We start from the raw sequence: 24,564 nt of genomic DNA, 5'->3' as shown, positions 1-24,564 counted from the left end.
CCCGGCCCGCTTCACATGCAACACGAAGTCCATCAGCATCGCAATCAGTAAATCGATAACAGAGAAAGCAGTCCATGTCCGAGAGCCATAACGAACAACCGATCCCGGCAGCCAAGGTGGAAGAATACGGCGCCGCATCCATCCAGATCCTGGAAGGTCTGGAAGCCGTGCGCAAACGTCCCGGCATGTACATTGGCGACACCTCGGACGGCACCGGCCTGCACCACCTGGTGTTCGAAGTGCTGGACAACTCCATCGACGAATCGCTGGCCGGCCACTGCACGGAAATCCACGTCACCATCCACTCCGACAACTCGATCTCCATCACCGACAACGGCCGCGGCGTGCCCACCGGCCTGAAGATGGACGACAAGCACGACCCGAAACGCTCCGCCGCCGAAATCGTGATGACCGAGCTGCACGCCGGCGGCAAGTTCGACCAGAACTCCTACAAGGTGTCCGGCGGCCTGCACGGCGTGGGCGTGTCCTGCGTGAACGCGCTGTCCAAGCTGCTCAAGCTGACCATCCGCCGCGACGGCAAGGTGCACTTCATGGAATTCGCGCGCGGCGTGCCGCAGAACCGCGAAATCGCAGAGAAGGACGGCTTCGTCGTCTCCCCCATCAAGGTCATCGGCGAAACCGACAAGCGCGGCACCGACGTGCACTTCTGGGCCGACGAGGAAATCTTCACGCACGTGGAATTCCACTACGAGATCCTGGCCAAGCGCATCCGCGAACTCTCGTTCCTGAACAACGGCGTCAACATCAAGCTGACCGACCAGCGCACCGGCAAGGAGGAAGTGTTCGCCTTCGAGGGAGGCACCCGCGGCTTCGTGGAATACATCAACAAAGCCAAGAGCGTGCTGCACCCCACCGTGTTCCAGGCCACCGGCGAGCGCCAGTCCGACCAGAACACCACCATCACCGTGGACGTCTCCATGCAATGGAACGACGCCTACAACGAACAGGTGCTGTGCTTCACCAACAACATCCCGCAGCGCGACGGCGGCACCCACCTGACCGGCCTGCGCGCCGCGATGACGCGCGTGATCAACAAATACATCGACGAGAACGACTTCGCCAAGAAAGCCAAGGTTGAAATCTCCGGCGACGACATGCGCGAAGGCCTGACCTGCGTGCTGAGCGTGAAAGTGCCCGAGCCGAAGTTCTCGTCGCAGACCAAGGACAAGCTGGTGTCGTCCGAAGTGCGCGGCCCGGTGGAGGAGATCGTCGCCAAGACGCTGACCGACTTCCTGCAGGAAAAGCCGAACGACGCCAAGATCATCTGCGGCAAGATCGTGGAAGCGGCCCGCGCGCGCGAAGCCGCCCGCAAGGCGCGCGACCTCACCCGCCGCAAGGGCGTGATGGACGGCCTGGGCCTGTCCGCCAAGCTGGCCGACTGCCAGGAAAAAGACCCGGCGCTGTGCGAACTGTACATCGTCGAGGGTGACTCCGCGGGCGGCTCCGCCAAGCAGGGCCGCGACCGCAAGTTCCAGGCGATCCTGCCACTGCGCGGCAAGGTGCTGAACGTGGAAAAGGCGCGCTTCGAGAAGATGCTGTCGTCCGAGCAGATCACCACGCTGATCGCCACGCTGGGCACCTCGATCGGCCCCGACGAGTTCAACGCCGACAAGCTGCGCTACCACCGCATCATCATCATGACCGACGCGGACGTCGACGGCGCCCACATCCGCACCCTGCTGCTGACCCTGTTCTACCGCCAGATGCCGCAGCTGGTGGAGCGCGGCCACATCTACATCGCCCAGCCGCCGCTGTACAAGGTGAAGGCCGGCCGCGACGAGCGCTACCTGAAGGACGACGTGGAGGAAGCCAGCTACATGATGACCGTGGCGCTGAACACCGCCGCGCTGACCCCGCGCGAAGGCGCCGACATCATCCAGGGCGAGCCGCTGGCCGAACTGGCGCGCCAGTACAACACCGCCAACGCCATCATGATGCGCCTGACACGCGTGATCGACCGCGCCGCGCTGACCGCCATCATGACCGGCGTGACCTTGAACCTGGACACCATCGAGCACGCCACCGCGTCCGCCAAGGCCATGGAAGAGCGCATCAACGACCCGGCCGTGAAAGTGACCGTGCGCTCGGACGAGCTGAGCGAGAAGCATATGCTGTGGATCGAGCGTATGCACCATGGCAATATCAAGGTCAGCGCGATCGACGCGGATTTCTCGCAGAGCGCGGACTACGCGACGCTGGCCAACGCGGCCGCGACGTTCGAAGGCCTGATCGGCGACGGCGCGGTGATCCGCCGCGGCGAAGGCGAACGCACCAAGGATTCCGCCGTGGTGGACTTCCACCACGCGATGCAGTGGCTGCGGGATGAGGCGGAGCGTGTGGTGTCCAAGCAGCGCTACAAGGGTCTGGGAGAGATGAATCCGGATCAGCTGTGGGAGACGACCATGGATCCGACCGTGCGCCGCTTGCTCAAAGTGCAGATCGAGGACGCGATCGCGGCGGACCAGATCTTCACGACGCTGATGGGGGATGATGTGGAGCCGCGTAGGAACTTTATTGAGATGAATGCGTTGAGGGCGGGGAATATTGACGTTTAGACACGGTTGCTTTTCCGAAATTTGAAGGCCAGCTCCAATGCTGGCCTTTTTATTGACCGAAAGGCGTTAATTTTCATGCTAAAAAAACACCACTACACTGGAAGTCATATATACCAAGAGTCTAAATTATGTTCTTGTTTTAGAAGTTTCCTGTAGAATATCAGTGCTTTTTCTGTTAACTCGAGTGGTTTTTGATGGACTGGAGCTCCCATGAAAATTGAGAAGAACATAGGTGTTTCCGAAAATAGCAGTTCAGGAGATGCCCACTCCCATGCCATTGAAACGATTGGGGAACTAACTAGCACTATTAAAGTCGAGCTAAGTACAAGATTCTTAGAACATTTCAGTGAACAACTGTACTCATCACCTCAAAAAGCCTTCGAAGAGCTGATCTCCAACAGCTGGGATGCAGGTGCAGACTTTGTCGATGTCCGAATCTCTGGAGACCTCGGTAGCTCTAACGCTACTATGTGTATTTTCGATAACGGTGTCTCCATGGACGAAGCCGGTCTGCGAGAACTTTGGCATATTGCCTTTTCCCCGAAAAGAGATCACCCCATACAACACGGACGCTCTGTCGTAGGCAAGTTCGGCATTGGGAAATTAGCGACATATGTGCTGGCATCTAAGCTTACTTATATTTGCAAAGCGACTGATGGGGTAATTCGTCGCGTGACCATGGATTATTCCAGCATCGATCAACAAAAGACTGAAACGCAAGAAAGTCTTATAAGCGATTTAAATCTTGACATTTACTCGGCAACTGACGAGGATGTGCGACTTGCATTGAAGGGAGTTGATGCGGGGGACATAATCCAGGATTTAATCTCTTATGGCCTACGCGATAATACACATTATAAGCGTGTAAACGAAGAATTTGGTGGCGAACCAAGTCAACTTCAACGAACGCATTCTGGCACATGGACACTAGTGGTTCTATCCGGAATCAAACCAACTGGGCGGGCATTGAAAATTCATGTTCTGCGCCGAATGTTAGAATCTGCATTACCCTTCGGTAGCGAGATGCTCATTAGAATTAACGGCCGCGATCTAACGTCGTCTAAAGCAGAAGCAACCGTAATTAAAGAATGGGAAATTGGACCAAATCTAGGTATCGACTATATTGAGCTCGACGATAATAACAATCTTGAAGAATCGGCCGATGTCGTCCTAAGTGCGAAGACGAAGAAAAAGTCCAGCAAGCAGAACGGAAAGAGAATCGCCATATCCAGTGGCACCGTCCCGGTCCCTTATGTCGAAATACCTGGAATTGGAAGAGTTACTGGTACTGCACGGCTTTTTGAAGAGCAAATTAGTTCAGGAAAAAGTGAAGAACGCGGCGCATCCAATGGTTTCCATGTCAATGTGCTGGGGCGCGTGGTCAACCAAAATGATCCATCGTTTGGAGAAGGAAATCTGAGTCATGCAGCTTGGGCACGCTTCCGTATGGCCGTACGAGCAGATGGATTGAACACTCTGCTTACGACTAGTCGAGAGCAGTTCAAGGAACGAGAAGAGACAAAAATTTTTCGCGCCTTTTTGAGGCGGATTTTTAATCTAGTCCGGAGCTACTATGATAGCGATAGAAACCTTGATATATCACAAGGCGGCGACGTTTTATTAAAATCCCTTGGGGTTCTTTCTCTGAAGCCTCTGCTAAACCAAGTCTCTGAAACTTTACGGACAAAAGCTGCTATACCTGAACTTTTTGACGAATCCGGCATCGAAGACCGTGAAGAACAAAGAAAAAAATGGCGTGCCAGCACTTCGGAAAATATCAAGAATGCTGTTACAGAAGTGCGATATTTCCGCACTAACGATGACAGTTTTGTGAAATTCCGTATTTCCGATAGCACTATAATAATAAATAAAGAACACCCCTTCGTAATCGAACATTCACACTCCAAGGCTGAGAAGGAGTTGATACGTACCGTGGGGATGGTAAATTTATTGTCTGACATGTACGCCCTTGATATTGGAGTAGAGCCTGACTTATTAAAAGATGTGCGATCTTATCGCGACAAGCTCTTGCGTTTCCGCGCATTGCAACGACGCCAATCCGGGACTTCTATTGCTCGAATTCTATTGAAGACCCAACACGACAGCGATAATAGTAAGCGCATGGAGGCAGCAGTTTCTGATGCGCTTCGGTATCTTGGATTTGATGTGCAGGACTTGGCGAAACCTGGGGAGCCAGAAGGTATTGCGAGTGCTTACCCCACGCCAACAAATAGCAACCCCAGCGCTGAGAACAAGCAGCCTCCACTTTATAGTTTTTCGTTCGATGCAAAATCCTCCAAACATGAGGTTGCAGCGACAGGTAATATAAAACTTGACGGAGTCGTCGAACATAGGGAACGCTTTAAAGCGGACTATGCTTTGGTTATCGCTCCTGGCTTTAGTGAGGGCGCCCTTTCGACTAGATGCCAGCAACAACGTGTTACGCCGATGAAGGCACAGGATCTTGGTCGCTTACTGGAATATACGGTAACACATGGGGCGATAGCAGTTACAAAAATGCAGGAGATATTTACCCTTTATCATCCTGATGAAGTTTCCAAGTGGGTAGAGCAATTAGAAAAATATCTAAAACAAAATCGCCAGCTCACGATAAATATTTTTTTAAATGCCCTAGAATCACTAAAAGGACAAATCCCTGATGTTCTAAATGCATCAACAATTGCCCATACTATTCGCCGCGACTTAGATGCATTCTCTGTTAAGGCAGAAGATGTGGTAACTTTGGTTAAAGGACTTGCAGTACTCATACCCGATCTCGTGCAAATTTCCGATAGCGAAATATCGATAAATGCCAGCGCGAAGAGAATCGCCGATGCAGTGAAAGTTCAGCTTGAACAACTTCATGACGATCACACAGATTAAAGCTTTGAAAAGAAAATATTATGATCCGCTCCATTCACCCTTTTCCAGCACGTATGGCTCCTGAGCTCGCACTTGGTCCCTTACATGACCTGCCTGAGGGAAGCGTTGTCTTAGATCCGATGTCCGGATCAGGCACAGTCGTCCGGCAAGCCGCCCAAATGGGGCACTCCTCCATTGGCGTGGACATGGATCCACTTGCAGTACTAATGAGTCGAGTCTGGACCACGCCGATTGACGATGAAGTTATAGAAAAAGTTAGCCAAAGTCTGATAAAGGAAGCTCTTGAACTCGACGGAAGCAAAATCGAACTGCCGTGGATTGATCATGATGCAGAAACTAAAGAGTTTGTGGATTTCTGGTTTGGCATGGAGCAGCAAGCGGACTTGCGAAAGTTAGCCTTTGTGCTTCATCAGTTCGACAAGCGAAAATTCTCACGACTCAAACACGCCGCTGCGGATGTGGTAAGAGTTGCCCTAAGCCGAATTATAGTAACAAAGGAGCAAGGGGCTTCGCTAGCCCGCGATACTTCACACAGCAGACCGCACAAAGTAGCTGAGAAATCTGACTTCAACGTAATGGATGGATTATCTCGATCTCTAACGCAAGTGCGAAATAGATTAATTGAAAACCCACCAGTTGGAAACACGAGGATTATTTTAGGGGATGCTCGATCACTCAAACAAGTTGGCAGCGAAAGCGTGGACGCCGTTCTAACATCTCCGCCATACCTAAATGCCATTGATTATCTTCGCGGACATCGCATGTCATTGGTTTGGCTAGGGCATCAACTGGGCGATCTGAGATCTATTCGCTCCAATAGCATTGGTGCTGAACGAGCTCCAAACAAGCCTTTGACGCAGTCTAAATTTGAACAGATCCAGCGAGCCATGTGTGCCGACCATGACCTTCCGAAGAGATATGTATCAATGATCGAGAGATATTCTGAAGACGTTTATCGCATGGTTGCTCAAATATCACGAGTCACACGGATAGGTGGTCATGCAACATTTGTTGTTGGAAACTCTTGCCTAAAAGGTACTTTCATACAAAATTCGGCTGGCGTTGCGGCAGCAGCGACAATGCTAGGACTTCGAGAGATAAATACCTTTGAAAGAGAGTTACCAACCAAAAGTCGGTATCTTCCCATCACTGGCGAGAGCGCCCTAGGGAAAAGAATGCGAACAGAAACGATATTAACATTCGGGAAGATTTAAAATAAAGCAGGGCCGTGTTCAGCCAATCGGGATAACTTATGACTGAGTTTGATATATCTAAATTTAAAAACAAAGCAAAACTTACCGATAGGTATAAGAGACAATTGTCGAGGCTTCAGAAGAAGGGGATTCCCACTGATTGTATAGAAAATGCGGTGGAGGGAACACAAGAAAAACTTTCTTTAGCTAAAACTTCAGCTTTGGTCATTTATGGTGAGCCCCAAAGTGGAAAAACCGAAATGATGATCTGCCTAACTGCTAAGTTACTCGATCTCGGTCATAAAATAATTATTCACTTGATGAATGATAGCGTAGATCTGCTTACGCAAAATTTAAATCGATTCCGCTCGTCTGGTCTAGCGCCCGCTCCAAGAAACTCCTCGGAACTTGGAGATAGCGAGCCGCACCCTCCTGAGATGGTTATTTTCTGCAAGAAAAATTTCAAAGACTTAGAAAAACTCATCTCACGCGTGCGAAAGCACAAAAAGCTAATTATCATAGATGATGAGGCGGATTATGCCACGCCGAACGGAAAGGTGAATTCCGGCGCAAAAACAACCATTTACAATTTAATTGAAAAGTTAATTGGACAAGATGGCTACTATATCGGAGTAACAGCAACTCCAGCAAGATTAAACTTAAATAACACTTTCAACAACAAAGCTGAACATTGGGTAAAATTTCCTCCCCATGCAAAATATACTGGACAGGATACATTCTTTCCGATAGAAAGCAATCCCAGCTACCGTTTGACTCTTCTGGATCACAATGGTGCATCTCAAGCCGCCGAGAACGCGCTCATTCGTTTTCTGGTTACTTCCGCGTATCTCAACATTCACGTTAATGGTGAGGCCGAAAATTATAGTATGCTAGTGCATACCAGCGGAAGGAAAGAGGACCACGAAACTGATCGTATTGCGATTATGAATTCTATTCGCACCCTGACCGACAGTGATAGCCCTGGTTTCGACGAACTGCTATCAAAGGTATATTTCGCCGCTAAAAACCTTTACCCTGCGGCCGCAGAAAAAATAACAGAATATGTCATAGAGAATGCATCCATGGCAACCTGGACCGTCATCAACAGCGAGAGAGATCGAGCGGCGGCAGGGGAAAATGCGACAGAACCAAGTTCGCCTTTCTCGATAATAATAGGCGGGAATATTATTTCTCGCGGGGTTACCTTCCCCAATCTGCTAGCTATGTTCTTTACCCGTAATGTCCAGCACCGGTTACAGCAAGATACTTATATTCAGCGTGCTCGAATGTTCGGTGCACGCGGGGAATACCTTAAACATTTCGAACTTACCATTCCAGCGCGACTTTACGCTGATTGGCATCGTTGTTTCGTTTTTCACAGACTAGCATTAGCCACTATTGAAGAGATCGGTTCTCCAGTTTGGATCGCCGATAAGCGAATTGCTGTTGCTGCAGCGCCAAGTATCGACAAAGCGACCGTTGTGCTAGATAAAGGCGAGATGGCGTTTGGTCTTTTCGACTACTCTGCTAGTTTTGACGAGCTAATACTGCTAGACCAAAAAAATACAAATACACTGTGCTTGCTCCAAAAAAGGATCGGGACTGCTGCGCTGCCGAATTTTTTAATTGATTTTATTCGGACAACTGCTAATTTGCATCAAGGAACCCTGGCTATACATACGGCTTCATCAATCGAAGGCTACGGTGCCTCCGCCGATCAAGACACAATCACACGCTCCAAAGGTTTTATTGGAGCGACACAAAAGGAGTCTTCCAAATTCCCTGATGCAGCGCATCATATTAAGATTTTGCATAATGGAAAAGGAAAGGCACGTTTATTCTATAAATATGAAGGTAGTTTGCATTTCGTTCGCAATAATGCTATTTAGATAAATATAAAAAAATACGCATATGTCACGAACCGTCGACTACTACAATCAAAACGCGGCCGGCTTCTTTTTAAGCACTTCAGATGTGGACATGTCAGTATTGCATGGCCGTTTTCTGTCAAGTGTCGTGGCTGCAGGAGTCGTCCTCGACGCAGGCTGCGGCTCAGGCCGAGACACCAAAGCGTTCTTGGGTCGCGGCTATCGTGCTATAGCCTTCGACGCATCAACCGAATTGGCCCGCTTGGCCAGCGAATACACTGGAATCGACATCCCAGCCCGCAAGTTCCTCGACGTCCAAGAGCAATCCTGCTACGACGGCATCTGGGCCTGCGCCAGCCTGCTGCACGTCCCTCGCGACGACATGCCGCAAACCCTGCAATGTCTATGGGCCGCTCTGAAACCAGGCGGAACGTTCTACCTCAGCTTCAAACTGGGCACCGGGGATCGAATCCACGACGGGCGCCATTTCACCGACGCCACTGAAGACCAATTGCGCGCCTGGTTCTCCGCCCTCCCCGATGTCCGCGACACCGAGTATTGGGTGACCGCCGATCAGCGGCCAGGGCGCACCGAGCAATGGATCAACGCCCTCATATTCCGCTCGCCGACCACAAAGGAAAAGCTGGTCACCGGTGGCGAAGATCCCTTCCTGCCTCACCTGTGCAGCGCAATCAATCAAGCCTCCGATGTCGACATGGCGGTCGCATTCGTCAAGACGACCGGCCTGCGCCTGCTACTGCCCGATCTGCAAAGCGCGCTACAACGCGACAGCGAGCAAGGCCGTATGCCGGCACGAGTCCGCATCCTAACCAGCGACTACCTGGACGTGACCGACCCGGAAGCCTTGCGGCATTTGATGCTGCTCCAAGAGCTCGGCGCGCAAGTCAAAGTGTACGAATCCGCCGGCAGCAGCTTTCACTTGAAAGCCTATGTGTTTGCCGGGTTCGATCACAAGCAGGGCCTGACCGGCACCGCGTTCATCGGCTCCAGCAATATCAGCAGGCAAGCCTTGCAACACGGCTTGGAATGGAACTATCGCGTCAACTACCCCGGCGACAGCGGCTTTCTCGAAGCGCGCTCCCGGTTCGACGAATTGTTCGCAAACGTCCGCAGCGTCCCGCTGACCCATGCCTGGATTGCCGACTACGACGCGCGCCGCATCACGTTGCCGCTTGCCGTGGCGCCGGGAAGTCTGGAGCAGGATCCGCCGCCCCAACCGACTACCGTGCAAATCAGCGCCCTGGCCGCGCTGGTGGAAACGCGCAGCGAGGGATACCGCAGCGGCCTGGTCGTGCTGGCGACGGGCCTAGGCAAGACGTGGTTGGCGGCATTCGACGCGGCGCAACTGGGCGCAAAGCGCATCCTATTTGTCGCCCATCGCGAAGAGATTTTGAACCAAGCCGCAGAGACTTTCCTTAGAATCCGACCAGATTTCCGCGTCGGCTTTTACGCTGGCCAATCGCGCGAAATCGAAGTGGACGTGCTCTGCGCATCCGTCCAGACACTGAGCCGCAGCGAACATCTGGAGCGTTTTTCGCCCCACCATTTCGACTACGTCGTCATCGATGAATTCCACCATGCGTCCGCCGCCACTTACCGACGCCTGCTCGCATACTTCACGCCGCGCTTCTTGCTGGGATTGACCGCGACGCCGGACCGCTCCGACCAGTCGGACATCCTGTCTCTGTGCGACGACAATCTGGTCTTCACCTGCAGCCTGTTCGACGGCATCCGTTCCAAGCTGCTGGCGCCATTCCACTACTACGGCATTTTCGACAGCTCGGTGGACTATGCTGAAATCCCGTGGCGCAGCAATCGCTTCGATCAACAGCAACTGTCGAACAAGCTGGCGACACTGGCCCGCGCGAAGCACGCGCTGCGGGAATGGTCGCTACGCAAGCAGGAACGCACGTTGGCGTTCTGCGTGTCGACCGCGCACGCGGACTTCATGGAGGTTCAATTCCGCAAAGCCGGCATCACTTGCGCGGCAGTCTATGCGGGCTCGGACATGAGCCGTGGCGATGCGCTCGAACGGTTGCGGGACGGCCGCCTGTCGGTTATTTTCTCGGTCGATCTTTTCAACGAGGGTGTGGATTTGCCCGAGATCGACACGGTGATGATGTTGCGCCCCACCGAATCCAAAATCCTCTTTCTCCAGCAATTGGGCCGGGGTTTGCGCAAGAGCGCTGGCAAGGACAAGCTGGTCGTTCTCGACTTCATCGGCAACCACAAAAGCTTTCTGCACAAGCCGCTGGCATTGTTCGGCAAGGAGGCGAGGCGCTTGGCGGACTTCGCGCGCAAGGCGCAAGCGCACCAACTCCCCCTTCCCGACGGTTGCTACGTCAACTACGACTTGGAGCTGATCGACTTCCTGAAATCGCTGGATGGGGACGGCATTCGGAACGAGTACGCGGCTTTGCGCGACAGCCTGGGGCGCCGCCCGTCATTGGCGGAGTTCTATCGCTCCGGCGCCAGCATGCAGTCCATGCGGAGCGACTACCAGTCCTGGTTTGCCTTGGTCGAGGCGATGGATGATCTGGATCCGGAGGAACAAGAAATCGTCACGAAACATCGTGCCTTCCTGCGCGAGGTCGAAACCACCAACATGACCAAGAGCTTCAAAATGGTGCTGCTGGAGGCATTTCAGGAATTGGATGGTTGGCGTGACGCGCCGAGCACCGAACAGCTGGCGCAACGCTCTTGGCGCGTGCTTCAGCGACGTCGCGCATTGCTTGGCGACCTGCCGGAAGTACATCGCGAAATGCCGGACGATGCCGACAAGACTTGGCATCGCTATTGGATCGAGAATCCAATCAAAGCCTGGATCGGCGCTAACCGCGCCACCAGCGCCAGCGCCTATTTCCGCGTGGACGCTGGCCGCTTCCATTCATCTTTCGCCGCTGCGCCCAACCATCACGAGAAGTTTGTGCTGATGGTGCAGGAACTGATCGATTACCGTTTAGCCGCCTACGAGGTGCGTCAAGCCAGCACCGCAACGCCGGACAATGTCGTGCCGTTTCGTCGAACTGGCAACGCCGACACGCGCATCGAATTGCCATATTTCCCCAACCTTAAAATCGCCTGCGGCCACTTCAAAACCGGCACTGTCGACGCCGAGGAATATCGCGCGCTGGGGCCCCGTCACGGGCATCTTGACCCGGAACGGCATTTCATCGCCCGCGCCTCGGGCAATTCCATGAACGGCGGCAAACACCCGATCAACGACGGCGACTACCTGCTGTTGGAACACATCACGCCCAGCCGCGCAGGCGCGATTACCGGTTCAGTCATCGCCATTGAACGACAGGATGAAACAGGGGAAGGCAGCCAGTACTTGCTGCGCACCGTTTTGAAGGGGCCGGACGGTGGCTACATTCTGCGCGCGAGCAATGCCGAGTATCGGGACATGGAAGCCACCGACGACATGCGCACACTGGCGCGGCTGAAGGCGGTTCTCGACCCGCTGGACATGGCTGTCGGCCAGTCGTTCAGGCGGGAAGACATTCCCGAGCTTTTTGGCGAGACCTACAATGTGGGCAGCTGGAACGTCGGCCATATCCCGCTGCCGGGCAAGAGCACCCATGTGCTGCTGGTGACCATCAATAAGCAGGGCAAGGCGAAGGACCACCGCTACCTCGACCACTGGATTGACGAGCGCACCTTCCATTGGCAAAGCCAGAATTCCACCAAACCCGAGAGCAAACGCGGCCAGGACATCATCGCGCATGAGAAACGTGGCATCACAATCCAGCTATTTGTGCGGGAAACCAAATTGGAAAGCGGTAAGGGCGCGCCGTTCGTCTATCACGGCTCTGTTCGCTACAAAAGCCATACTGGGAGCGGCCCCATGAGCGTCATTTTTGAGATCGAGGAGTAAGTCTTTTCCTCGCCACGCCAAAGTAGCTATGCCGCTCACCACTGATCAATAGACCCCGCCGTTGTGATAGGCTTGACTGACGTAGTCAACATTCCGTATCGGGCGATTCCATGGCTTCCCTATCGATCCATCTTGCACAGACAAGAAGAAAAGCAGTTCTGGATGGCCTGAGCTCGCGCCCGCGCAAAGGTTTCTCGATTTGAGCGCGACCCTTTTCATGCAGCGCGAGCCTTCGCGCTTGAGCGCTGCGCTGTTGCTCTCCCTGCTGTTTCACGCGCTGCTGCTGAGCGTTGCCATCGGCGGCCAGACATTCGGACTTCCCGGCCTGAACTTGCCCTGGAAGGAGAGGCGCCTGGGGGCGAACGATTTGCAGATTCTTCTCGCCCCCGCGCCGCCTGCGGCGCCCGCATTGCCGCCGGCGCCGCTGCCTTCGCCTACCGCACCGACTGAACTCCCCACTCCCGCGCCCGCCGCGGTGGACAAGCCTGTCATCGCGAGCAACGCGCCATTCATGGCCAGGCCGCCCCTCCCCGTCGGGCATAGCGAGGCACCCGCCGAAGTGATCGCGCCACCAACACCCGCACCGGCGCCAACCATCGCACCCCCGCCGCCTCCGGAGCCGCCCATGCCGGCGGCGAAGCGGCCCGACGTGAACCTGCCTATCGCGCCCAACGCGCCACCGGTGCGGGCGCGCACGAACGCCGTGGAGCCGGCCATTCCCACCCGGGGGAATGAAGCACCGGAACCCGCCAATGCCGTCGACGCGCTGCAAAAGCAGATCGAGCAGGCTACGCGCGAACAAGCGCTTGAACAGGCCCGGCGCGAGCTTGAGAGGCAAAGCGCGGAAAAGCTGCGGCAGGCGGAGCTGATCGCGGCCGCGCAGCGGGAACCGGCGCAGGAGGCGGCTCGACAGGAACGGGAACGGGCCGAGACCGCGCGTCTGGAAGCCGAGCGCAAGGAAGCGGCGAGACTGGAACAGGCGCGGCAAGCACAGCTGGCGGCCGCGCGGCAAGACGCCATCCGGCAGGAGGCGGCGCGGCAGGAGCGGCTGAGGCAGGAAGCCGCCCGCGCCGAGCAGGCGGCCAGGAACGAAGCCGCGCGCATGGAAACGGAACGCGCGGAGCTTGCCCGGCAAGAGGAGCTGCGCCGGGAAGCGTCGCGGCAAGAGCGCGCGAAGCTGGACGAGCAGGCCAGGCAGGACGCCGCCCGCAAGGAGCTGGAACGGGCCGAGGCCGCGCGACAGGAGGCCGAGCGGCAGAATCTCGCCCGGCAAGAGGCCCAGCGGCGGGAAGCCCTGCGGCAAGAGCAGGCGAGGCAGGAGGAGAAGGCGCGGCAGGCGCAGAATCAGCTGGAGGCGGCGCGGCAAGAGGCGGCCAGGCAGGAGGCGGCGCGCCAGGAGCCGCCGAAGCTGACGCAGGCGCAGCGTGACCGGGCCGAGCAGGAGGCGCAGCGCGAGGAGCGGCTGCGCGCGATCGGCAGGCAGCTCGACGCGGAGGCGGCCCAGCGCGAGGCGGCGTCGAAGAGCCCTTCGCGCTCGCTGCTGCCCACGGGGAGCGGCATGCGTCGCGGGTGGCTCTTGGGACGGGCCGATCCAAATGCGGATCTGGTCCTTTACGCGGAGGCCATGAGCAAGAAGATCGAGCTGAACATGAACTTCGACATGGTGCGCGAGGCGGTGAAACAGCGTCACGCACAGCCGACGGTGACGGTGGCGGTGCGGTCGGATGGGTCTGTGGAGAAGGTGACGTTTGTGGTTTCCAGTGGGGTGGCCGCTATTGATGAGGCGATACGGAAGGTGGTGGCTAGCCAGGCGCCTTATGGGGCGTTTCCGCCGGCCCTGGCGCGGCAGTATGATGTGATTGAGATTCGCAGGACTTGGGTGTTTGATACGGCTATTCGGTTGCAGTGATGGCCGAAAATTGTTGGCGGCTTTGCGATTGCCGGGCTGCGGCCGGGTTTTGGATGCGTGCGGGCCTGCATGCATCCGGCGGAATAGCGCTTTGCGCTACTCCGCCCTACGAGTTCACCAGTCCGCAAGTTCACGAGTCTGCGCATCTGCGCATCTGCGAGTTTACGAGTCGCTGGGGATGGTGTTTGGGGGGATGGGCATCCTGGGATCGGCGGCTATGCGAGGAACAGCTGGATTTTCGCCAGCAGGTCCGATTTGCCCAGCTCGCATTCCCAGATCGTCAGCACGTCCCACCCCGCTTGCCGGAGTTCGGCCTCGTTGCGCGTGTCACGGCCGCGGTTGGCGCTCAGCTTGGTCGTCCAGAATTCGACGCGGGACTTGGGGATGCGCGCCATCGCGCATCCTTCGTGCATGTGCCAGAAGCAGCCGTGGATGAAGATCACCTTCTTGCGTCCGGCGAAGACGAGGTCCGGCTTGCCCGGCAGGCCGGACACGTGCAGGCGGTAGCGGAACCCCGCCTTGTGCAGCATCCGCCGCACCAGCATCTCCGGCTTGGTGTCCTTGTGCCGCACCCGCGACATGATCTCGCTGCGCAGGGCCGGCGTGACTGAATCGACCATGTTTCCCCCGATAACAACCGAGCGCGCCTACCATAGCCACAGTATAGGACCTTGACGCGGCTCAAAGAACGCTTGCGGGGTAGATGGGGCGGACGCGGCCGATTGCAAATGGCAGGCTGGCAATCCGGGGGCTTGATGGATTTGAAACCTGTACACTTATACAGTAGAATATCCTACAGCCAGGCAACCCCGCGCGCGGCGCTTGCTTTATACTGCTCGGTTTGCCGCCGTCCGCGCCGTCCGGTCCGGCATGGCGGGGAAACCCCAGAACGCTCGTATCGAAGAACACAGAAAACTATCATGCCGCTCCAATCTATCGAACTTTTTGCAGGCGCCGGGGGCTTGGCGCTGGGTTTTTCGGGGCATGGCGTGACCCATCGGGCGGTGGTGGAGTGGAATCCGCACGCCTGCCAGACCATCCGCAACAACAAGCGCGAGAACGTGGCGCCGGTGTCGCACTGGCCGGACGTGACCGAGGGCGACGTGCGCGGCTTCCGCTACGAGGGCCTCCAGGGCGTGGACCTGGTGACGGGCGGTCCGCCCTGCCAGCCCTTCTCCATGGGCGGCAAGGCCGGCGGCTTCCTGGACGCGCGCGACATGTTCCCGCAGGCGATACGCGCGGTGCGCGAGGCGCGTCCGCGCGCCTTCGTGTTCGAGAACGTGCAGGGCTTGAAGCGGGAGGCGTTCGCCGACTATCTGCGCTACATCCTGCGGCAGCTGGAGTTCCCGTCGCTGCTGGCGCGCAAAGGCGAGGAGTGGCCGCGCCACCTGGCGCGCCTGGACAAGCACAAGGGCGCCGGCGCGGCCAGCGAGTACCGCGTGGAGTGGCGCCTGGTGAACGCGGCCAACTACGGCGTGCCGCAAAAGCGCATGCGCATCTTCATCGTGGGCTTCCGCGCCGACATCGACACCGGCTACGCCTTCCCTGAGCCGACCCACAGCCAGGACGCGCTGCTGCTGTCGCAATGGGGCACCGGCGAGTACTGGGAAAGCCATCGCGTGGCCAAGCGCCACCGTCCCGCCAGGCCGGAGGGCATCGAGCGCAAGCTGCAGGGCTTGCTGGATAGCGACCCGGCGGACATCCTGCTGCCATGGGGCACGGTGCGCGACGCGATCGCCGATTTGCCGGATCCGGAGAAGCGGCCAGACGTGGAGCTGGTGCAGGCGCACCGCTTCCAGCCGGGCGCGCGCAGCTACGCGGGCCACACCGGCAGTCCGCTGGACGAGCCGGCCAAGGCGCTGAAGGCGGGCGACCATGGCGTGCCGGGCGGCGAGAACATGCTGCGGCGGCCGGACGGGTCGGTCCGCTACTTCACGGTGCGGGAGTCGGCCAGGATACAGACCTTCCCGGACTCGTTCATCTTCGAGGGCACCTGGGGCGAGGTGATGCGCCAGCTGGGCAACGCGGTGCCGGTGCGACTGGCGTCGGTGATGGCCGGCAGCGTGTGCGAGCACTTGCGCGCGGCGCGGCGGGACGAACTGCGGTTGGCGGTGGCGTAGGGCCGGCGACGCGGCCGGCCGCGCGGGCCCGGCTCACGCCGGCGGCGCGACGCCGACACGATGTTCGGAAATCTCCGATTTTTCGATTTGTTCACAAGCCCTAAAAGAGCAGGCGTGCTTGCGCGCCGGCATCCGCTGGCGGCGGCGCGTCGTCCAGTTCCACGCGTCCGCGCGCCGGGGTGTAGAAGCGCTCCGCGCCGAGCTGTTTCATGTCGCCCATGAAGCGGTCGAAGATCTCGTGGATGTCCGCGTACGGCGGGTGCCTCGCCAGGTGCGCGTCGATCTGGTCGATGATGAGCTGGAGCGGCTTCTGGTTCTCGGCGGTGCTGTCGGCCCATTCGCGGCCGGGATGCATGGTGTCCCAGGGCGAGCGCTTGTTCACGCGCGTCTCCGAGCTGTCGCCGTGCTTGCCCAGGCCGAAGCAGATCTTCGTTTCCGAATTCCAGATGGGCTTGAAGAAGTTGATCAGGTAGTCCTCGGCGGACTTCTGGAAGCCGGTCTGCACGATGAGGAAGCGGCATTCGAAGTCCTCGATGTCCAGCGTGGTGCGGGCCTTGAGGATGCTGCGCGCGTGCTCGTTGAGGCGGGCGGACAGCTTGGTGCCCTGGCGCACGGCGTCCTTGGCGGCCGGGTTGTCCGGATCGGCCTTGCCGACGTAGATGGGGTGCTCGCGGCCCCGGAGCGCGGCGTAGGGCGCGAAATCGCCCTTGTAGTAGATGGCGTAGACGCCGGCGCCGTAGAAGTCCGGGATGCGCGCCAGCGAGTGCCGCTCCTGCGCCACCAGCGTCAGCGCCACCACGCGGCCGGCGGTGTTGGGGTCGGCCGGGTCGAAGATGGAGTCGGGACGCAGCACCGGGTCCAGCGACTCGGCCACCTTGGACAGGTGGGACGAGGCGTGCTCGAGGCCGTGGCGGATCTTCTTGGCCGCGCGCGGGTCGTCGGTGACGTCGGCGGCGGCGATGCGCTCGGTGAGGGTGTGCAGTTCCGTGAGCATGGAGGCGAGCGGGGATGCGGGCTTTTTACTGGTCGCCATCGGAGTCCTTGGGTTTGGGGCGGTGCAAACCTGGGGATTTTACTCTAGGGATACCATCGGACCGCTCGCCAAGGGCGGGTGCGGCGGCAAGCACCGGATCTTCGTACGCTTGGCGGCGTAGCTGGCGGTGGCGTGGCTTAGCCGGTTGAGACTTGCTTGGCGTTGCAGCTTTGGACCGGCTTGACGCGGAACACCAGGCCCAACGATTTGAGCAGTGTCAGCATAGCCGCCAGACTTGGCCCGTTCTCGTTGAGCAGCGCGGCGGTCAGGCTATCGCGATCGATATCGGTCTCTTGAGCAAGCTGGGCCATGCCGGCGGAGCGGGTGATGTTGGCCAGCATGTCGGCGATGAAGGCCGGGTCATCGCCAGCCTCGTCAAAGCATGCCTCCAGGTACAGGGCGATGTCCTCCTTGGTACGAAGGTACTTGGCGCTATCCCATTCTGTCAGTTCGATTGCCATGCCAGCCTCATATTTCGCGTGCGAGCCGCTGCGCAAGCTTGATATCCCTGGGTTGGGATGACTTGTCGCCTCCCGCCAAGAGTATCACTATCTCCGTTCCACGCAACGCAAAATAGACCCGGTAGCCCGGACCGTAATGGATGCGCATTTCGGAAACCCCGCCGCCCACCGGCGCGTAATCGCCGAGGTTGCCACGCATCGCATTGTCAATGCGAGCCTGGATGCGTGTTACAGCCACTTTGTCCTTGAGCCTCATCAGCCAACTGTTGAAGACCGAGGTGGTGACAATCCGCTTCATTGCTCAAGAACCTCAGCCAACAAAATGGCCACTCGGCCAACCAACCGCATCGCCCCTGGCTTGGAGATGTGGCATGGGCTCGATTAAATCGAAGAAATCAGCTTCGCGCCGCATGCGGCCTTGTCACCTTCAAAGGCAACGGGTTTGCCGTGATGCTTGCGGTCGCTCCCCGCCGGTACAATCGGGAAAGTTCCCTTGCACTTGGGGCAAATCGTTGTGTCGCCTTGTAGCGCGACCTGCCCGCCCAAGGCCTTCAAAGTTGAGCTGGCTGTGACCACTTTTCCGCCGTGGGAAGTCTGGTCGCCCAGGCGGATGACACCTTTGCCTTCTGCATTCTTCATCGTTTGCTCCCTGTTCGCAGGACATACTTACGCGGCTTTGTCTGTCGACCCTTCCTCGTTGCTGGCGAACGTCGGCTTGGGCGTACCCTTGAAAGCTTTTCGGTAGCGCCAATAACCGGTGGACTCGACGAGATCTTTGCAAAAGCCAGCGAATGAATCATGTACAAAGTTGTCGAAGAACGACGCGATAGCTGGGGAAACCGGCGCAGCGGCCCGTGCATCGGCCAGTACCTTGGCGGCCTCGTCGTCGAAGTGGGGTATTTCCATCGCGATTTGGCCAAAACGCTTGTCATATATATTCCGACGAGATCCGGCCAAGACCGAACGGACATGCTCATTTGCTTGGCGGGTATCACCACGACTGAGCAATAAAGCCGCGTCTTTAATCAAACGGCGATTAGCGTCGCGAAGCAGGACCTGGTCCTCCTTGTTCGCTCTTCGCATGTGTTGACTTCGATCGTGTGTCATGCGAATCTGCCAGCGCCAGTTCAAATAGACCTGCATCCATTCATGCAGCGGCCTTCGTTTAGGGCCTGACTCCCGTAGAAACTCGTTGAACGAGCGTAGTAGTGCGGGAGCGATAGTGAAGGAGTCGGAGCCATCGTTATACTTCGGCACCAAGTTTTTATCGAGTGGAACGCCAGCCGCCACAGCATACTCGAACATGTGATTCAGCGGAATTTGCGAAAGTTTCATTGCATCGCCCTCTTGCAATTTCCCAATCGCCGCGATGCCCAAATCCCCTGGCGCATATCCTCCTCCCACATCACTATGACTCCCGGGATAAGCAAACTGCTGGTATTTTTCCGGATATACACCGTTTACGCCAATTTCATCCAATGGAAAATTTTTCCGTAATTCGTGCATCGCTACCATATGCACGCAGTTCTCCACGAGCGCAGGCACTCGGAGGAACTGGGCTTCAGCCCAGCCGTTGTGCCCATTTGTGTTGTTCGTAAGCCCATCAGCCAACGCCTCCCCGAATCCTGCAGAAGCCACAGTATCAAAGAGACCGAGAAAGCGCACCCGTAGCGGAATGCCGGCAAACTTCCCATCAACAAGCAACTCATCCAGCCAGTTACAAAAAACCCGGGCTTCCGCAGCCCCTCTTGAAAATCCGAACACATCTACCAAGCATTCCTTAACAACTGGCTTGGATTGAATTTGAAAACGCTTGGCGAGTGCAGCGCTTTGTTTTCGCAAAAAACCAGATCTTCTGCCACGCGTGAAATTTTTAGGCTCTTGTAGACCGGTCGAAGCCTTGAATTTGGCCAAATAAACCTTATCCTCAACTGAGGAAATGTCGTCGGCGGTACATAGCAAGAGCACGGCCTTGTGGGGGAATAAAGCCTCCCCGATAACCACTTTGCTTAGCGAGTTAAAAATGGACAACAATCCATACAGCACTCTAGCCTCACACCCGGAACCAAATGCGCTGCCCTTAGTGCTCGTTGAATGCTCTCCTATTTCCGGAAATGGTGTACCTGCACCTGGCATATAAATTCGAAAGAAGCCCAAGTTCTTTTTATCACTATATGATTGGAAGAGTCGAACGACGTTGGTGTGTGATTGACTTGGCAAATGCATCGCCAGATTATTTGATGTCCCATCAAAAAATAGTCCGATCTGAACAACAACTTCACACTTGGTAGTATCGCATACTTGCAGAGGTTCAACCCGCGTAATTTTCTTTACATGTGGCTGAATAGCACCCTCAAAAGAACAAGCAATTTTCTCATCCATGCCAGCCTCCGAATTTCCTCAAGCGCTCATTGTTATACCTAATAAGCTCTTCCAATTCCTTTTTTGAGAATATCTCTTTAATTTTCACTCCTTGTGTTGCTTTTATCGCCGCATTGCTATCATCTTCTACAATCGGATGCTTTTTGCTATTCGGACTATATTGACTTGCCAATACTCGGACTTTCCCCCCGGGGAAGAAGTGAACATAGAGGTCCATAGGCTCTTCGTATTTTTCTATTGGCACAATAGCTTTATACGCACCTTCATCAACATCACTTCTATAATTACTTTTTTTTAGTTTGTCCTTTATTTCACCATTCCTATTCGCGAGACCCCAACGAACTTCGACAACAAGACCAGGTTTCCACTTATCAGGTATAGTTACACAGCAAATAGTCCCACTGCTCCCGCCGTGATTTATATTACCAAAAGCATTTTTATCAAGATAAAATGACGAAATACTATAATTTGATCCAAGATGGTGAACTCCCTCCACCGCGACACCAATCAATTCAATCTTGCCCCCCTCAGCAAAGCAAGATACAAATGGGATACACGCTGATAAAACAGTCTTCCCAATCCATATCGAAGTTTTAAAAATCACATCTCCTCCTATCACAGACAGCTGAAATCCAGTCCGTCCATTTTCCGAAAAAACAAAAGTCAGACAAAAAAACCAAAGGCATTACTAAGCCGGTTTTTCCAAAGCATAAAATCATCCTAGCAACCAGCCAAATACAGCAGATATTTGGCGCCCATTTTTCTTATATCTCAATCCTTACCCCTTAAATTTCCGCATACGTTCTTTATTGTATTCAATAAGATCCCTCAACTCTTTTTCCGAAAATATTTTTCTTATTTTCACTCCTTTTGTCGCCATTGTCGCCGCATTGTCATCACCTTTTACAACAGGGTGCTTTTCACTATTCTGGCTATACTGGCTTGTTAGGACGCGGATTTTACCGCCAGGAAAAAAGTGAACAAACAAATTCATAGGCTCTTCATATTCCTCTATCGGCACAATCGCCTTGTACACGCCCTCATCAACGACACTCCTGTAATTTCCAATTTTTATTTCTTCTCTTATTTCATTGCTCCAGTTCGCCACACCCCAACGAACCTCGACCACAAGTCCAGGTCTCCACTTTTCAGGTATAGTCACACAGCAAATAGTTCCGCTACCGCCGCCTCGATTGACATTACCAAAGGCACTTTTATCAATATAAAATGGCGAAATACTATGATTTGGTCCGAGATGATTGACGCCTTCCACCGCAACGCCAATCGATTTGACGCCCCCTGCCTCGGCAAGACAAGATGCGAACGGGATAACCGATAACAAAACACCCTGCCCGATCCACAATGCGGCTTTATACTTCATGCTCACTCCTATCTGGGAATACTCCGTACCTACTGAGGCCATCTCGGGACTAGGAAGAGAACTGATTTTCCACCAACCAATCAATGTCCCCGCGTATTTTCTTGAAATCCGACTGTCGCAATATCATTGGCATCTTAGGCAATCTTCCTATTTTCCCGTTCGTCTTGAATATTCCATGAATAAAGTAAAGCAGCGTCGGATCATCACTGTGTCCTGCGGCATGCCACATTCGGCGAGCTTCAGCCGCAAAGCGATATTCATCGACAGGCTTTCTCGTTCCTTCCTCACTTGGGTACATGCTGCGGTAATTCGCCATCAGTTGATGGACTGCCGTCGCCTCTCTCAGCAACTCAATCTGCGCATCAGTAAGGACAAGGGGCGTCTGAACGCTGTTCTGCTCAGCAGGCGTTGAAGGCAGCGCTCTTATCGAGCCGTCCAATTGATGAATGCACCAGCGATGGATCGGAGCGCTCAGCGCATGCCATTGCGGACCAGTCAACACTTCTGCCAGTGCTGGAAGAACTGCACAGTCGGCGAAGCGCAGCGTCAACTCCTGATCCGCCTCGGTTTTGATAAAAATGAATTTGCGTAGGTGATGCAGCAACTCACGATGCGTCAGCGCTGTATCGATGAGGGAAACATGTAATCGCGGCTGGAGCGCGTTCATCACTCGCGCGACGAGCCCGATTTGACCAGCCAGGTCTGCCTCGAGGAGGTCGATCAGTAACGGGCTTACGCGGGCCGCACTACGCATATACACAACGGACAACCAGGGCGGAGTCACGTTCTTGCCTAGGGGGAGTTGGCTGCACGCCTCGCTCGCAAGTGCACTGTCAATCAGCAGGAAGGAGGAAACATCGGAGGTCGTTGTCATGATCATTTTGGTAAAGCAAACGGGCTATGAGCGCTCGCCGCGATGAGCAGGCAAGGAACGCAAATCTTGTGGCGAGGTTTGGCCGCCGGAAACGGAAGCGGCTTTTTCTGGGCGGGGAACGTCTGGTGGTCCGCCGCATGCATATGATGATTGCCCGAGGTGTAGCCCTTGATACCCGCAGCGCTCAACTCCAGTTCAGTGCCACCGCCGTTGATGCGAACGCCATGCTTGGCTTTGAGATTTATCCAGTCTGTATTGCTAATAATCTCCAGCACTTTTTGAGCGACCAAATCCATCTGATCGTCCAAGGCCTGTACGGTGACTTTGCCTGCGGCAGCGGTGACTTTGACTCCCCCTTCATTCGCGAGAATGCTTGCGCCCTTCGCGGCGCGTACCGATGCAGTGCTGCCCGCGTACAGGTTGGTAGTTTGCGCACTGAGAAAATCGATGTCGGTCGCGGCAGCCATGGCAACGTTTTTCGTGCTGCCGATTGCCACTCCTGCTGGGCCGCTTAGCGCAACAACGGGACTTCCCGAGTCATGTAAATCCTTCAGCTTCTGGACCAACTCTTTCAAGGCCGGCCCGCAAGGCTCGTCGCTAGCTACCTGGACAGCCAAATTCGAGAGGTCCTCCGCCATCTTCTGAAGCCCCTCCGCCAGGCGTAGCAGTTCGTCACGCTCAAGCATCTGGCCTTTGGCGCCGCCGCCGGACGATGCTGTAATCAGAACGCCTTCGGCGCCACGAACGGCCACCGCGTGATCGCTGCGCAGTTCCGCTCCTTGCCCCCGGCGAGTGTTGTGCAATCCACTCCTCGGTTCGGTCAGGAAGCCGAGGTTCAGTTCGCTGCGGCCATGATCGCTGGACAGTTGCGCGCTGATCTCTCCCGGCGTGTCGTCGAACCGCAGCTGGTTGGCCCGGCCTCCCCTGACCTCCCGGCTCTTGATGCCGGACAGGTGGCGGGTGTCCGGCAGCCCGGCCGCGGAGCTCAGCGCGGCCGGTTTTCCCTGCGCGTTGTACAGCTGCCCCACCACGACGGGCCGGTCCGGGTCGCCGCCCAGGAAGTCGACCAGCACCTCGGTGCCCACGCGCGGCAGGCCTATCGTGCCGCACTGTTGCCGGCTGCCCGGCCCGTTGCCGGCCCAGTTGGAGGCCACGCGCACCCAGGCGGAATCGATGTCGCTGTCGGACGCGCCGGTCCCGGAGGCGTGCGCGTGGTCCTTGGCCCTGGTGCCGGGGAAGCGTATCTTCACGCGTCCCAGCTCGTCGCAATGCACTTCCTCGCCCTGCGGGCCGACCACGATGGCGCTTTGCAGTTTGGGTTGCGGCAGGTCGACGCGCGGGTCGTAGGCGGGCACGATGTGCGTGTCGCGCCGCACCGCCGTGAAGTGGATGTGCATGCGCACCGGGCCGGTGCTGATCTGCTCGCCCATTTCCCGTTGCAGCCAGCCGTCGGCGCCGTCGCGCAGCCAGCGGTTGCGCGCGAACAGCCGCTCGACGCGCGCGGCCAGCGCTTTCGGCAGGTTGTTCAGCGCGGCCACCGTCAGCGCGGTGACGGTGAAGTGGCGCTGGTCCAGCGGATGGGTGTCGATCTCGGGGTGGCCGGCCAGCGTGAAGTTCTCGCCCACGCACAGGTCGCGCACGCTGCCTTCGCCGTGGAAGCATTTGGCCTCGTAGTCGTGCCGCTTCATGCGCGCCTGGCCCAGGCTCCGCTTGTCGTTCTCGCCGTCGGCGGCGTGCGGCGTCTCGACCTGGTAGTCGTCCAGGCTGGCCGCCATGCCCTTGACGTACCAGCCCTGATCGGCGCCGCTCTCGACCCACGAGGACTGCAGCGCGCCGGAGGTGGGCAGCTTGTAGTCCCAGCTGTGGGAACCAACGCTGGCCGGCCGCAGCGTGCGCACGGCGCTCCAGGCGGTGACGGCGTCGCGCTGCTCGGTGGGGCTGTCGCGGTGGTAGCGCACGGTGCCGGCGGGGCTGACCGGCCGGCCG

At 56.6% G+C, this 24,564-nt stretch carries 17 protein-coding genes; 7 read left to right on the top strand and 10 right to left on the bottom strand.

Annotated features, from left to right (window positions below):
- Positions 1-74: 74 nt before the first annotated feature.
- The 6 genes from gyrB (at position 75) to BM436_RS31490 (ending at position 14,327) form a co-directional block, all read left to right on the top strand.
- On the top strand, positions 75-2,576 hold the full coding sequence (gene gyrB / locus BM436_RS31515; protein ID WP_093560300.1) for a DNA topoisomerase (ATP-hydrolyzing) subunit B: 2,502 nt from the start codon (positions 75-77) through the stop codon (positions 2,574-2,576).
- 210 nt (positions 2,577-2,786) lie between these two features.
- The gene (locus tag BM436_RS31510; RefSeq protein ID WP_093560370.1) at positions 2,787-5,459 is read left to right on the top strand and encodes an ATP-binding protein; all 2,673 of its coding nucleotides are present in this window, start codon (positions 2,787-2,789) and stop codon (positions 5,457-5,459) included.
- A 20-nt stretch (positions 5,460-5,479) separates the two neighbouring features.
- Positions 5,480-6,673, top strand: a complete 1,194-nt coding sequence (locus BM436_RS31505; RefSeq protein WP_093560299.1) for a TRM11 family methyltransferase — start codon at positions 5,480-5,482, stop codon at positions 6,671-6,673.
- A gap of 38 nt (positions 6,674-6,711) precedes the next feature.
- On the top strand, positions 6,712-8,541 hold the full coding sequence (locus tag BM436_RS31500; RefSeq protein WP_093560297.1) for a Z1 domain-containing protein: 1,830 nt from the start codon (positions 6,712-6,714) through the stop codon (positions 8,539-8,541).
- Positions 8,542-8,563: 22 nt separating this feature from the next.
- Positions 8,564-12,418 carry a DUF3427 domain-containing protein gene (locus BM436_RS31495; protein ID WP_093560295.1) on the top strand — a complete coding sequence of 1,285 codons (3,855 nt, stop codon included), beginning with the start codon at positions 8,564-8,566 and terminating at the stop codon, positions 12,416-12,418.
- A gap of 199 nt (positions 12,419-12,617) precedes the next feature.
- Positions 12,618-14,327, top strand: coding sequence for a TonB C-terminal domain-containing protein (locus BM436_RS31490; protein ID WP_143133389.1), 1,710 nt, complete (start codon positions 12,618-12,620; stop codon positions 14,325-14,327).
- A 215-nt stretch (positions 14,328-14,542) separates the two neighbouring features.
- Here BM436_RS31490 and BM436_RS31485 read toward each other — a convergent pair whose 3' ends face one another.
- Positions 14,543-14,947, bottom strand: coding sequence for a very short patch repair endonuclease (locus BM436_RS31485; RefSeq protein WP_093560291.1), 405 nt, complete (start codon positions 14,945-14,947; stop codon positions 14,543-14,545).
- Between the two features lie 300 nt (positions 14,948-15,247).
- Here BM436_RS31485 and BM436_RS31480 point away from each other — a divergent pair, with 300 nt between their 5' ends.
- A complete protein-coding gene (locus BM436_RS31480; RefSeq protein ID WP_093560289.1) occupies positions 15,248-16,447 on the top strand; it encodes a DNA cytosine methyltransferase in 1,200 nt (399 codons plus the stop codon).
- A gap of 100 nt (positions 16,448-16,547) precedes the next feature.
- Here the strand turns inward: BM436_RS31480 and BM436_RS31475 are convergent, their stop codons facing one another.
- From BM436_RS31475 to BM436_RS31435, 9 genes are all read right to left on the bottom strand, one after another.
- On the bottom strand, positions 16,548-17,480 hold the full coding sequence (locus BM436_RS31475; protein ID WP_093560287.1) for an Eco29kI family restriction endonuclease: 933 nt from the start codon (positions 17,478-17,480) through the stop codon (positions 16,548-16,550).
- 137 nt (positions 17,481-17,617) lie between these two features.
- Positions 17,618-17,941, bottom strand: a complete 324-nt coding sequence (locus BM436_RS31470) for an addiction module antidote protein (RefSeq protein ID WP_093560285.1) — start codon at positions 17,939-17,941, stop codon at positions 17,618-17,620.
- 7 nt (positions 17,942-17,948) lie between these two features.
- A complete protein-coding gene (locus tag BM436_RS31465) occupies positions 17,949-18,239 on the bottom strand; it encodes a type II toxin-antitoxin system RelE/ParE family toxin (protein WP_093560282.1) in 291 nt (96 codons plus the stop codon).
- A gap of 83 nt (positions 18,240-18,322) precedes the next feature.
- Positions 18,323-18,580 (bottom strand): PAAR domain-containing protein, encoded by a 258-nt coding sequence (locus tag BM436_RS31460; protein ID WP_093560280.1) that lies wholly within the window; start codon positions 18,578-18,580, stop codon positions 18,323-18,325.
- A gap of 27 nt (positions 18,581-18,607) precedes the next feature.
- On the bottom strand, positions 18,608-20,323 hold the full coding sequence (locus BM436_RS31455; RefSeq protein WP_093560278.1) for a T6SS phospholipase effector Tle1-like catalytic domain-containing protein: 1,716 nt from the start codon (positions 20,321-20,323) through the stop codon (positions 18,608-18,610).
- A complete protein-coding gene (locus BM436_RS31450) occupies positions 20,316-20,927 on the bottom strand; it encodes a DUF3304 domain-containing protein (RefSeq protein WP_177307690.1) in 612 nt (203 codons plus the stop codon). Before BM436_RS31450 ends, BM436_RS31455 begins: the two co-directional genes overlap by 8 nt.
- A 174-nt stretch (positions 20,928-21,101) precedes the next feature.
- Positions 21,102-21,704: a DUF3304 domain-containing protein gene (locus tag BM436_RS31445; RefSeq protein ID WP_177307688.1), complete on the bottom strand. Its 603-nt coding sequence runs from the start codon at positions 21,702-21,704 to the stop codon at positions 21,102-21,104.
- A 49-nt stretch (positions 21,705-21,753) separates the two neighbouring features.
- The gene (locus BM436_RS31440) at positions 21,754-22,578 is read right to left on the bottom strand and encodes a DUF4123 domain-containing protein (protein WP_177307686.1); all 825 of its coding nucleotides are present in this window, start codon (positions 22,576-22,578) and stop codon (positions 21,754-21,756) included.
- A 2-nt stretch (positions 22,579-22,580) separates the two neighbouring features.
- Positions 22,581-24,564, bottom strand: a 1,984-nt coding sequence (locus BM436_RS31435; protein ID WP_143133388.1) for a type VI secretion system Vgr family protein, incomplete at its 5' end; no start/stop codon positions are given.

The sequence above is a fragment of the Pseudoduganella namucuonensis genome (assembly GCF_900116645.1).
Classification (GTDB): domain Bacteria; phylum Pseudomonadota; class Gammaproteobacteria; order Burkholderiales; family Burkholderiaceae_D; genus Rugamonas; species Rugamonas namucuonensis.
This window is presented reverse-complemented; position numbering and strand designations above follow the sequence as displayed.